The sequence below is a fragment of the Streptomyces sp. NPDC002156 genome (genome assembly GCF_053593675.1).
Genome location: NZ_JBSFDA010000243.1, coordinates 1 through 11,598 on the forward strand (window position 1 = coordinate 1; position 11,598 = coordinate 11,598).

Below are 11,598 nucleotides of genomic sequence, written 5' to 3' on the forward strand. Positions count from 1 at the left end.
GGCTGGAATGCCCCGGCCGGCGCTTGGTCTTTCAGCCCGTCCGGCGTTTGAGGACGAGGGGGTCTGGGGGCGCAGCCCCCAGAAGGATGGGACGGGTAGGGGCGGCGGGGGCGAGGAAAAGCGGTCAGGGAGCCGTCGTGCCTCCGTCCGCCGCCGAGTCGAAGTAGTACCCCGCCCCCAAGTCCGCCAGCAGCCCCGTCTCCACCGGCTCCCACCCCAACCCCTCCCGCGTCACCGCGCTCGACGCCGGCAGGTCGAGGGCGAAGAAGTTGCCCAGCCAGCCGAAGTGGTCCTGGGTCTCCTCGGCCGGTACCGACTTCACCGGTACCCCCAGCCCCCGCCCGATCGCCTCGGCGATCTCCCGCACCGGGACGCCCTCCTCGGCGACCGCGTGCAGGCGGGTCCCCGGCGGGGCCGACTCCAGGGCCAGCCGGAACAGGCGGGCCACGTCGAAGCGGTGGGCGGCGGCCCAGCGGTTGGTGCCGTCGCCCGTGTAGGCCGAGACGCCCTTGGCGCGGGCGATGTCGATGAGGCGGGGTACGAAGCCGTACTCCCCCTTGCCGTGCGTGGTCGGCGGCAGCCGTACGACCGACGCCCGCACCCCGCGTTCCGCGAGCCGCATCACCGCCGTCTCCGAGGCGAGCCGGTACATGTGGGACCTCGACGGGTCGCCCGGGTTGTCCTCCGTCGCCATGACACCCGGCGAGAACGCGGTCCCGGAGCAGATGAGGAGGGGGTGGCCGGAGCCGACCAGCGCCTCGCCCATCGTCTCCACGGCCCGCAGATCGGTCCGCGCCGCCTCCGCCATGTCGCGGAAGTCATGGACGTACGCGGTGTGGATCACGCCCTCCGAGGCCGCCGCCCCGGCCCGCAGACTGTCGAGGTCGTCCAGGGTGCCTCGGTGTACCTCCGCCCCGGCTTCCTTCAGCGATGCTGCCGACTCGTCCGAGCGGACCATCCCGACCACCTCGTGACCCGCGCCGAGCAACTCCCGTACGACGGCGGACCCGACGAACCCGCTCGCCCCGGTGACGAACACACGCATGATGAACTCCCTCTCACTACCGGCCTCCTGGTGTCGGCCGGTGTGCTTTCAGCGTGGGTGTCGGGTCCCTTCCCGGTCCAAGGCCTGTTCCGGAATGGGCAATGCGTATCAGGCATCACCAAAGGTCAGTCCTGTGTTCGTGGTTCAGATAGTCAACTCGCCCGATACGCTTGGCACATGGCAGACACCGATCTCGATCTGCGCCTCGTGCGGTACTTCGTCGTGGTCGCCGAGCAGCTGCACTTCGGCCGTGCCGCCGAGGCCCTGCGGATCGCCCAGCCCTCCCTCAGTCGGCAGATCCGGCGGCTGGAGAAGGAGTTGGGGGCTCGGCTGCTGGACAGGACTCCGCAGGGCAGTCGGCTCACCGAGGCCGGAGAGGTCTTTCTGCCGCATGCCAGGGCGCTGCTCCGGACGGCCACCCGGGCCGCCTCCCAGACCCGCGCCGCCGCCGAGCCCAGCCGGTTCGTCATCGGCTACACGTCGAATCTCATCGTCACTCCGGCCGTACGGGAGCTGCGCCACCGGTATCCCGACGCCGACGTACGGGCCGTGCACCTCGACTGGAACGAACCCCGCACCGCGCTCTTCGACCACCGGGTCGACGTCGTGATCGCCCGACTCCCGCTCCCCACCGACGAGTTGGAGGTGACCGTCCTCTATGAAGAACCCCGGGTCCTGGTCGTTCCGCTCGATCACCGTCTCGTCGGGAAGGAGTCCGTCACCCTCGACGACATCGCCGACGAACCCTTGCCCCGGGTGAGCGAGGACGCGGCCTGGAACGCCTTCTGGCGTATCGATCCGCGTCCGGACGGCAGCCGGGCACCGGAGGGGCCGCTCGTCCGGGCGCTGGAGGACAAGTTCGAACTCATCGCCGCCGGGCAGGCCGTGGCCATCGTCCCGGGGGGCATGGGCGCGGACCGGCTCCGGCCCGACCTGACCACCGTCCCCCTGCACGGCATCGAACCGAGCCATGTCGTCCTCGCCACCCGCGTGGACGACCGCAGTCGTCTGCTCGCCGCCTTCCGGAAGGTGGCGCGGGCCCTGCTGACGGGCGGCACCGGTACCGCCTGAACTCAGCCCGCCGTCCACCCCGGCACCGTCGGCAGCACGCTCTCCGCTTGGTGACTGCCCGTGCGGCTGAAAACGTGCGCCCAGCAGGACGATTCCCAGTTGAGCATGCCCATTTCAAGCCGTTGTTTTGGCCTTCACATGACAAGGCAAGGCACGCGGTGCCACGCTGCTTGCCGAAGTTCACCATTCCTTCACGTCCTTCACGCCCGCATCATGCGGGACATCCCCCACTCACCCCCCACCTCCTTCCACCCGCCTGCCGTGCAGCGCTCCGGACCGGCCACATCCATGTCGGTCCGCCCCCACCTCGGCCCCCACCACGGGCCGACCGCCGCAGAAGGAGAACACGTTGCCCCGGCGACTTCGCACCACCCTCCGGCGCAGACGCGCCACCGCCCTCGCGCTGACCACCATCGGGACCCTGCTCGCCATGGGTGCCCCCGTCGGCACCGCGACCGCGGCCCCGGCCGACCCGGGCCCCGCCCCGGCGAAGATCACCGCCGAGCCTCGCGCGGGAGCCGCCGCCGTGCCCCTGACGGCGACCCGGCGTGCCTCGCTGATCAAGAGCGCGCAGACCACGGCCGGCACCACGGCCCGTCAACTCGCCCTCGGCGCGCAGGAGAAGCTCGTCGTCAAGGATGTCGTCCAGGACGCCGACGGCACCGTCCACACCCGCTACGAGCGCACCTACGCCGGACTGCCCGTCCTCGGCGGCGACCTGGTCGTCCACCTCAAGAGCAACCGCACCACCGTTTCCAAGGCGAGCGGCGCGACCCTTGCCCTGCCTTCCCTTGCCCCGAAGCTCTCAGCCGCCAACGCCACCGGCAAGGCTCTCGCGGCGGCGAAGGGTGCCGAGGTCACCGGCGCCGAGGCCGAGCGCGCGGCCCGCCTCGTCGTCTGGGCCGGTGCCACCAAGCCCGTCCTGGCCTGGGAGACGCTGGTCGAGGGCGTCCAGCCCGACGGCACGCCCAGCGAACTGCAGGTCGTCACCGACGCGAGCACCGGCAAGCAGCTCCTCGCCGCCGAGAAGGTGCACACGGGCGAAGGCACCGGCCAGTACGTCGGCCCGGTCGCCGTCGGCAGCACGCTCTCGGGATCGACGTACCAGCTCAGCGACCCCGACCGCGCCGGGCAGAAGACGTACGACCTGAACCAGGGCACCTCCGGCACCGGCACCCTCTTCACCGACGACAACGATGTCTGGGGCGACGGTCTGCCGTCCAACCGCCAGACCGCCGGTGTCGACGTGGCCTTCGGTGCGGCAGCAACCTGGGACTACTTCAAGGACCTGTACGGCCGCAACGGCATCCGCAACGACGGTGTCGCCGCCTACAGCCGGGCCCACTACGGGAACAACTACGTCAACGCCTTCTGGCAGGACAGCTGCTTCTGCATGACCTATGGCGACGGCTCGGGCAACACGCACCCGCTGACCTCCCTCGACGTGGCCGCCCACGAGATGAGCCACGGCGTCACCGCCGCCACCGCCAACCTGACCTACTCGGGTGAGTCCGGCGGTCTCAACGAGGCGACGTCCGACATCTTCGCCGCGGCCGTCGAGTTCCACGCGAACCTCGCCGCCGACCCCGCCGACTACCTCGTCGGCGAGAAGATCGACATCAACGGCAACGGCACGCCGCTGCGTTACATGGACAAGCCCTCCAAGGACGGCTCCTCGCGCGACAGTTGGAGCTCCACCCTGGGCAGCGTCGACGTCCACTACTCCTCGGGCCCGGCGAACCACTTCTTCTACCTGCTCTCCGAGGGCAGTGGCGCCAAGACCGTCAACGGCGTCGCCTACGACAGCGCGACCTACGACGGCCAGCCCGTCACCGGCATCGGCATCGAGAACGCCGCCGCGATCTGGTACCGGGCGCTGACGACGTACATGACGTCGTCGACCAACTACGCGGGCGCCCGCACCGCCACCCTCCAGGCGGCCGGTGACCTGTTCGGCGCCTACAGCCCCACCTACCTCGCCGTCGCCGACGCCTGGGCCGCCATCAACGTCGGCGGCCGGATAGCCCTCGGCGTCAACGTCGCCCCGCTCGCCGACCAGACCAGCGGCATCGGCCAGGCGGTCAGCCTCCAGGTGGACGCCTACACCACCAACTCCGGTGCGGGCCTGACCTACGAGGCCACCGGCCTGCCCGACGGCCTCACCCTCAGTGCGAGCGGTCTGATCTCCGGGACGCCGACCACCCTCGGCACCGGCGATGTCACCCTCACGGTCACCGATGACACGGGCTCGTCCGTCACGGACACCTTCAGCTGGCGGATCGCGTACATCTACGCCACCACCACCCGCGTCGACATCCCCGACGTCGGTGCCGCCGTGGAGTCCCCGATCACCATCGAGGGCCGCGACGGCAACGCCTCCGCGACCACCTCGGTCTACGTCAACATCGTCCACACCTACCGCGGTGACCTGACCGTCGACCTCGTCGGCCCCAACGGCACCGTCTACTCACTCCTCAACCGGAGCGGCGGCGGCGCCGACAACGTCGACCAGACCTTCACGATCGACGCCTCGGCCCAGCCCCTCAACGGCACGTGGACGCTCCGCGTGCAGGACCGGGCTGCGATCGACGTCGGCTACATCCAGCGCTGGCAGCTCACTCCCTGACCGAATCACCGACTGACAGCAGGCCGGTACCAGTACCCGTACTGGTACCGGCCCGCTGTCCTCGTTTCTGGAAGCTCCGGAAGTGCACCGTGCGCGCTCCGGGTGTGAGCAACGGCGTGAAGAGAGCCAGTTCGAGGTCCAGGCCGTGGTCGAGGGGGCCTTCGTGGGCGGCGTCCGTCGCGCGCTTGGCGGCTGCCAGGGCGTCGGGCGGGCCGGCCGTGTAGCGGAGGGCGCGGGCCCGGGCCGCGTCGACGAGGGTGCCCTCGGGGACGACCTCGTCGACCAGGCCGATCCGTTCGGCCTCGGTGGCGTCGACCTGGCGGCCGGAGAAGAGGATGTCCTTGGCCCGGGACAGGCCGACCAGCCGGGGCAGGCGCTGGGTGCCGCCCGCGCCGGGGATCAGGCCGAGCGGGATCTCGGGCAGCCCGAAGCGGGCGGTGGGCGTGCAGACGCGTACGTCGGCGGCGAGGGCGAGTTCGAGGCCGCCGCCGAGCGCGTACCCCTCCACGGCGGCGATCACCGGGACCGGCAGCGCGGCGACCTCGCGCGTCAGACGGCTGATACGGGCCGCGTACTCGGCGGCCTGCGCGGCCGTCAGCGTGCCCATCTCCGCCACGTCCCCGCCCGCCGAGAAGTGACCGTTCGCCCCGATGAACAGCACCGCGCGTACGTCGGGCCGCTCGCGCAGCTCGCACAGGGCCATGTCGGCGCCCAACTGCTGGGCGGAGTCGAACAGGTTGAAGGGCGGGCGGTCCAGCCACACCCACGCCAGCTCGTGCTCGTAGCGGACGGAGACCGTCACAGCACACCCCCGTCGACAGCGAGAACGTGGCCGTTGACGTACGAGGCCGCCGGGCTGACCAGGAACACCGCCGCGTCCACCGCCTCCTGCGGGGTGCCCGCCCGGCCGGACAGCAGGCGGGGCCAGTACAGCTCCCGCAGCCGTTCGTCGGCCGCCACCGCCTCGCCCATGCCGACGCTCAGGATGCCGGGCGCCAGGCAGTTCACCCGGATACGCCGGGAGGCGAACTCGACGGCACAGCACCGCGTGAACGCCTCGATCGCCGCCTTGGAGGCGACGTACGCACCCGCGCCCGCCATGGGGTGGGACGTCATCGCGGACGACACCGTCAGGATCGTGCCGCCGTCGGCGCGCTCCAGGTGGGGCAGCGCGGCCCGGACGGTGTGGAAGACGCCGTCGACGTTGGTGCTCATGACCTCGCGCCAATGCTCCGTGCTGAGCCGCCGCACGGTGTTGTTGCGGGTGATGCCCGCGTTGGCGACGACGATGTCGATCCCGCCGAACCGTTCCGCGGTATCGGCCATCAGCCGTTCCAGGGACTCGGGTTCGCGCACGTCGCAGGCCACGTAGGCGGCCCGGTCCGGATACCGGTCGACGACCTCGCCGACGACGCCGTGCTCCCGCCGCGCCCCGCACACCACCCGCGCCCCGGCACGCAGGAACCCTTCGGCGAGTTCCCGGCCCAGTCCGGTCGTCCCGCCGGTGATGACGGCGGTACGGCCGACCAGTACCGCCGGTGCCCCTCGGTCCGCCGCCGGAGAGCCGTCCGTCATCTGCGCGATGACCGTCACTGGCCCACGCCCCCTTCACTGTCGCTGAGTTACTGGCCGAAAACCGTGGGTGATCGTTTCACCGGTACCGGCCGGAGCGCGCATTGATATGCCCCGAGGGGTGAACTTCCGTGAGGGACCACCCAGTTGGCGCAATCACGGTTCGCCCGGCGAGCAGTTCGAGCCCATGATCCGCACGTCCAGCCCCTTGTACGGAGGTCCCCACCTTGCAAGTCCGTCCCTTCCCCTACGAGATCGGCGGCGCCCGCGCCGAACTCGGCACCGTCATCGACATCGACTCCTGGGCCCGGCGGACCCGCGTCCCCGACCGCCGCAAGCCCGGTGAGACCCTCGCCGGGGACACCATCACCCGGATGCTGGGCGTGGAGTCCAAGGCCTGGGATCCCGGCCGTTTCGCCGACCTGGAGACCGTCGCCGGGGTGGCCCGCGGCGCGTTGGCCGACGCCCGCCTCGACCCTGCCGACGTCACCGGGGTCGTCCTCGTGACGTGCACCCCGTACGAGGTGATGCTCGACCAGGACGCCTTCGCGCTGTTGCGCATGCTGGGCATCCCGGACCACGTCCCGCCGGTCCAACTCGGCGCCGGGTGCGCGGGGTTGGCGCGCGCGGCGGCTGTCGTGGCGGCCACCGGCACCGAACGGGCGCTGGTCGTCGCGTACAACGTGGCCAGCCGGGTCGGCACCGGCCCCGACGGTTCCCTGCTGCCCCACTACGCCGAGAACGCCGTGCACCCGTACGGCAAGAACTTGTGGGCGTCCATGGCGCTCTTCTCGGACGGTGCGGCGGCACTCGTCCTGCGGCGCGACGAGGAGTCGGAGGGGCTGGTGCTGTACTCGCGGGACAGCCAGTCGTTCGGGTCCGAGCCAGGGCTCACGGACCCCCTGATCCACTTCCCGGGCGGCGGCACCAGGCACCCGGCGGGCTCCCCGGGCTCCTGCGAACTCTCGGGGTACGGCATGAACTCACCCGAGATCAGGCGCTATTACAGCCGGGGCATGACCCTCAACCACGAGGCGCTGGAGGAGGCCCGCCCCGGCTACCTCAAGGAGGTGACCAGGCTCTACACCCACCAGGCCAGCCCGCTGCTGGTCGACGCGTTCCGCGAGGAGATGGACATCTCCGCCGAACAGGCGCCCGCGCACGTCCGCACGATCGGCAACACGGCGGCCGTCTCGACGATCGCCCTGCTGCACGCCGACCTCACCGCGGAAGCGATTGCTCCGCAGGAGGAGGTCTGCTTCTCGGTCGTCGGCTCCGGCCCGGAGCGCGGAGCGCTCATCGTTCCGGTGAGCTGACCTCAGACCACGGAACCGACGAACTCCGCCCAGGCGTCGGCCCCGAGGAGCAGCACGGGCCCGTCCGAGACCTTGCTGTCCCGGACGGGCACGATGCCGGGGACTCCGTCGGCCACTTCGACGCAGTCCCCGCCTTCGCCGTTGCTGTACGTGCTCTTACGCCAGCGGGCGGCGCCGATGAAGTCGTGCGCGACCTCGACACAGCTGCCGCCCTCGCCATTGCTGTAACTGCTCTTGTGCCAGCGGGCGTTGCTCAGGTCGAACTCGCGCATCGTCTGTGGTCCTCCGCCGCCGACTCGATCAGGGCGAGGGACGCCTCCGGCGACAGTGCGGCACCCCTGAGCAGATCGTATGCTCGCTGTGCCCGCTTCACCACCGCCGGGTCGTCGAGTAGGTCGCCCGAAAACGAGGTCTCTGTATAGAGGGTCGGCGGCGCGTCCTCGAACTCCATGAGCTTCAGCATCCCGAGCATGGAAGCGAACGCTCCCGCTGAGTACGGAACCACCAACACCAGCGCTTTCCGCTCCCGGGCCAGCGTGGCGATGTGCTCCAGTTGCTCGGCCATGGCCGCCGGCCCGCCGACAGGCGTACGCAGGGTGGCCTCGTGCAGGATCGCCCAATACTCGGGCCTTGTAGCGTCCTTGAGGATGCGCGCGCGTTCCAGTCGGGCGCCGACCTTCTCGGCCACGTAGTCGTCCGTGACGAACGGGTTGGCCGCGAGCGTGACCGCCTGCGCGTACGCGGCCGTCTGTAGCAGCCCCGGGATCACCGTCGGGGCGAACTCACAGATCTTCGTCGCCGTCCGCTCAAGCTCCACAACCTCCGCGAAGTAATCCGCGTAGCGTTTGTCGTCGATGAGCTTGCGCCAGGTACGCTCGAAAAAACCTGCGGTTTGTAGGACGTCGTCAATCCGCATCGCCACGTCCAACTGCGGCTTACGAATGGCCTGCTCGAACTGTCCGATGTAACCACCCGAGACGAAGACCATCGCCCCCAACTCCACTTGGGTTAACCCCGCCTCCTCCCGCCGCCGCTTCAACTCGGCCCCGAAGAACTCCCAAGCAGCCTGCCGCTGTGAACCATTGGCCATAACCGAACCGAACCCCCTTCAACTGCACCGTCGTTGCTGCGCCCAGAGCCTTCCGAGTGTAGGCACAACACGTCACCGTAGATGTGCGAAGAGTGAAACTCGATTAGCAAGGGGAGCACGGTGACGGCACGACAGACGGCACACTCGGCGGACTGCGTCGAAGAAGCGGAGGAAACTGTGAAGGAATTGCGGACGGCGTTGGAAAATGCCGGGATTACCTTGCCGACGCTCCGATTGGACGCCGCGAGTGTCGCCCGGGAAGTACCCCGTCCGCTCATCGAATTGGGGCGCTGCAGCGTCGAGACGGCGGCCCGGATCGCGGCGGCCCTGCGATGAACGACGTACGGCGGACGAAGTCGGGAAAGCCGGGACGGCCGGAGGTCGGCTCGTACGTCATGGACACCCGCACCGGGAAGGTGGGCCTGGTCATGGGCCACGAGGGTCCCTACGTCCAGCTGAGATCGTACGGCGGCGGCAGGGAGTGGGACGCGGCCCCGGACGGCCTGCGGCCGGCGACCCCGGCGGAACGCCTGAGCGCGGCCACGGCGTACGCGAACGCACGCAGTCGCGGTGAGGTCCCCTAAGGCCACCAGGCCCCCTGAGGGCCCTAGGGGCTGGACCCCCGTTCCGTACGCGACAATGACCCCATGAGCCTGTTCCGTGACGACGGTGTCGTGCTGCGCACCCAGAAGCTGGGTGAGGCCGACCGGATCATCACGCTGCTCACACGCGGTCACGGGCGCGTACGGGCCGTGGCCCGTGGGGTACGCCGGACCAAGTCCAAGTTCGGGGCCCGGCTCGAACCCTTCTCCCATGTCGACGTGCAGTTCTTCTCGCGGGGGAGCGACCTGGTCGGACGCGGGCTGCCGCTGTGCACGCAGAGCGAGACGATCGCTCCGTACGGTGGCGGCATCGTCACCGACTACGCCCGCTACACCGCAGGTACGGCCATGCTGGAGACGGCGGAGCGGTTCACGGACCACGAGGGCGAGCCCGCCGTACAGCAGTATCTGCTGCTCGTCGGCGCCCTGCGCACTCTCGCCCGCGCCGAGCACGAGCCCCACCTCATCCTCGACGCGTTCCTCCTGCGCTCCCTCGCCGTCAACGGCTACGCGCCCACCTTCAGTGACTGCGCGAGGTGTGGCATGGCGGGCCCGAACCGGTTCTTCTCGGTGTCCGCAGGGGGCTCCGTCTGCGTCGACTGCCGGGTGGCCGGCAGCGTCGTACCCTCTCCCCAGGCCCTCGAACTGCTCGGCGCGCTGCTGACGGGCGACTGGGAGACCGCGGACGCGTGCGAGCCGCGTTACGTCAGGGAGGGCAGCGGGCTGGTGTCCGCGTACCTGCACTGGCACCTGGAGCGCGGCCTGCGCTCCCTGCGCTACGTAGAGAAGAACTAGAAACAAGCACCGCAAGCAAGTAAGAGCAAGAGCAAGAGGGAGACGAGAAGCACATGGCCGTACGCGGAATCCTGGGGGGCAGGCGTCGTGAGTACAAGACGCCGGAACCGCACCCCTCCGGCGCCACCGCGCCGAAGCTCCCCGGCGAGCTCGTACCGAACCATGTGGCGTGCGTCATGGACGGCAACGGACGGTGGGCCAAGGAACGCGGCCTGCCGCGTACCGAGGGGCACAAGGTCGGCGAAGGCGTCGTCCTCGATGTCCTCAAGGGATGCCTGGAACTCGGCGTCAAGAATCTCTCCCTCTACGCCTTCTCCACCGAGAACTGGAAGCGGTCCCCGGAAGAGGTCCGCTTCCTCATGAACTTCAACCGTGACGTCATCCGTCGGCGGCGGGATGAAATGGACGAGCTCGGCATCCGGATTCGGTGGGTCGGGCGTATGCCCAGGATGTGGAAGTCCGTCGTACAGGAACTCCAGGTCGCCCAGGAGCAGACCAAGAAGAACGACGCCATGACGCTCTACTTCTGCGTCAATTACGGCGGTCGCGCCGAACTCGCCGACGCCGCCAAGGCGATGGCGCGTGATGTCGCCCTCGGCAAGCTCGACCCCGAGAAGGTCTCCGAGAAGACCATCCAGAAGTACCTCTACTACCCCGACATGCCGGACGTCGACCTTTTCCTTCGGCCCAGTGGCGAGCAGCGGACTTCCAACTACCTGATCTGGCAGTCGAGTTACGCAGAGATGGTCTTCCAGGACGTGCTCTGGCCGGACTTCGACCGCCGCGACCTGTGGCGCGCCTGCGTCGAATTCGCCTCCCGTGACCGGCGGTTCGGCGGCGCGGTCCCGAATGAGCAACTGCTGGAAATGCAGCGGGACATGAAGGGCAACCCGGGGGCCTGAACGCCCCCCGGGGGGCATGGCCGGGTTCGGTGGGTCAGGGAACGAGCGTGAAACTCGCCCGGTAGACATGGCCCGGCGTGGGGGTGCCCCACGAGAAGCCGTGCCCCATGGTGAGAGTGCCCGTGTACCCGTCGGGATGGTCCACCCCGTGCATGGAGTAGCTGATGGTGTACGACACCGTGGCCGGAGTCGACCCCGACCACTCGTAGCAGCTGAGGATCTCCGGGAGTTCGTCGAAGTCCCTGACAGCCGTGGGGTTGTCCGGACTGAGGAAGATGTGGCGGATGTACTGCGGGTATATGGACCAGTCCTGGCAGATGACCTCGGTTGGCGGGACGGGGACCGAGGCGGCAGGGGTCGCCGCCGTCAACGGAATGCCGAGGGCGGCGACAACGGCCAGCGGGACAGCGGGTCTACGCATGTTCAGCTCCGTGGATAGGTCGACGGGCCACTCATTGTGACAACGCCCGCCGCCGTCCACAGGGCGGATTCGAGCCCCTTCCAGCTGACCTGATGACCCGTCAACTTCGCGCACTGCAAACCTGGTTGGCCGTGCCTGGCCGTGCCTGGCCAGGCACG

General features: G+C 69.6%; 12 protein-coding genes. 6 read left to right on the forward strand and 6 right to left on the reverse strand.

Annotated features, from left to right (window positions below):
* Positions 1-124: 124 nt before the first annotated feature.
* Complete coding sequence (locus ACWCRB_RS46090; protein ID WP_451001790.1) at positions 125-1,045, reverse strand: SDR family oxidoreductase; 921 nt, start codon at positions 1,043-1,045, stop codon at positions 125-127.
* A 177-nt stretch (positions 1,046-1,222) separates the two neighbouring features.
* On the opposite strand from ACWCRB_RS46090, the gene ACWCRB_RS46095 reads away from it, so the two are divergent.
* Together ACWCRB_RS46095 and ACWCRB_RS46100 are read left to right on the forward strand one after the other, a co-directional pair.
* Positions 1,223-2,116, forward strand: a complete 894-nt coding sequence (locus tag ACWCRB_RS46095; RefSeq protein WP_451001791.1) for a LysR family transcriptional regulator — start codon at positions 1,223-1,225, stop codon at positions 2,114-2,116.
* 349 nt (positions 2,117-2,465) lie between these two features.
* On the forward strand, positions 2,466-4,742 hold the full coding sequence (locus ACWCRB_RS46100; protein WP_451001792.1) for a M4 family metallopeptidase: 2,277 nt from the start codon (positions 2,466-2,468) through the stop codon (positions 4,740-4,742).
* Here the strand turns inward: ACWCRB_RS46100 and ACWCRB_RS46105 are convergent.
* Positions 4,732-5,544: an enoyl-CoA hydratase/isomerase family protein gene (locus tag ACWCRB_RS46105; RefSeq protein ID WP_451001793.1), complete on the reverse strand. Its 813-nt coding sequence runs from the start codon at positions 5,542-5,544 to the stop codon at positions 4,732-4,734. The genes ACWCRB_RS46100 and ACWCRB_RS46105 overlap by 11 nt on opposite strands.
* A complete protein-coding gene (locus ACWCRB_RS46110; protein ID WP_451001794.1) occupies positions 5,541-6,335 on the reverse strand; it encodes an SDR family NAD(P)-dependent oxidoreductase in 795 nt (264 codons plus the stop codon). Before ACWCRB_RS46110 ends, ACWCRB_RS46105 begins: the two co-directional genes overlap by 4 nt.
* A 206-nt stretch (positions 6,336-6,541) precedes the next feature.
* On the opposite strand from ACWCRB_RS46110, the gene ACWCRB_RS46115 reads away from it, so the two are divergent.
* Positions 6,542-7,630: a 3-oxoacyl-[acyl-carrier-protein] synthase III C-terminal domain-containing protein gene (locus tag ACWCRB_RS46115; protein WP_451001795.1), complete on the forward strand. Its 1,089-nt coding sequence runs from the start codon at positions 6,542-6,544 to the stop codon at positions 7,628-7,630.
* A gap of 2 nt (positions 7,631-7,632) precedes the next feature.
* Here ACWCRB_RS46115 and ACWCRB_RS46120 read toward each other — a convergent pair whose 3' ends face one another.
* Positions 7,633-7,902 (reverse strand): DUF397 domain-containing protein, encoded by a 270-nt coding sequence (locus ACWCRB_RS46120; RefSeq protein ID WP_451001796.1) that lies wholly within the window; start codon positions 7,900-7,902, stop codon positions 7,633-7,635.
* Complete coding sequence (locus tag ACWCRB_RS46125) at positions 7,884-8,720, reverse strand: helix-turn-helix domain-containing protein (protein ID WP_451001797.1); 837 nt, start codon at positions 8,718-8,720, stop codon at positions 7,884-7,886. The genes ACWCRB_RS46120 and ACWCRB_RS46125 overlap by 19 nt, the downstream gene beginning before the upstream one ends.
* Positions 8,721-9,052: 332 nt before the next feature.
* Between ACWCRB_RS46125 and ACWCRB_RS46130 the strand changes: the two genes are divergently transcribed.
* The 3 genes from ACWCRB_RS46130 (at position 9,053) to ACWCRB_RS46140 (ending at position 11,019) form a co-directional block, all read left to right on the forward strand.
* Positions 9,053-9,304, forward strand: coding sequence for a hypothetical protein (locus ACWCRB_RS46130; protein WP_451001798.1), 252 nt, complete (start codon positions 9,053-9,055; stop codon positions 9,302-9,304).
* Between the two features lie 63 nt (positions 9,305-9,367).
* Positions 9,368-10,117 carry a DNA repair protein RecO gene (recO, locus tag ACWCRB_RS46135; protein WP_451001799.1) on the forward strand — a complete coding sequence of 250 codons (750 nt, stop codon included), beginning with the start codon at positions 9,368-9,370 and terminating at the stop codon, positions 10,115-10,117.
* 53 nt (positions 10,118-10,170) lie between these two features.
* Positions 10,171-11,019, forward strand: a complete 849-nt coding sequence (locus tag ACWCRB_RS46140; protein ID WP_451001800.1) for an isoprenyl transferase — start codon at positions 10,171-10,173, stop codon at positions 11,017-11,019.
* 34 nt (positions 11,020-11,053) lie between these two features.
* Here the strand turns inward: ACWCRB_RS46140 and ACWCRB_RS46145 are convergent, their stop codons facing one another.
* Positions 11,054-11,440, reverse strand: coding sequence for a hypothetical protein (locus ACWCRB_RS46145; protein ID WP_451001801.1), 387 nt, complete (start codon positions 11,438-11,440; stop codon positions 11,054-11,056).
* Positions 11,441-11,598 lie beyond the last annotated feature (158 nt).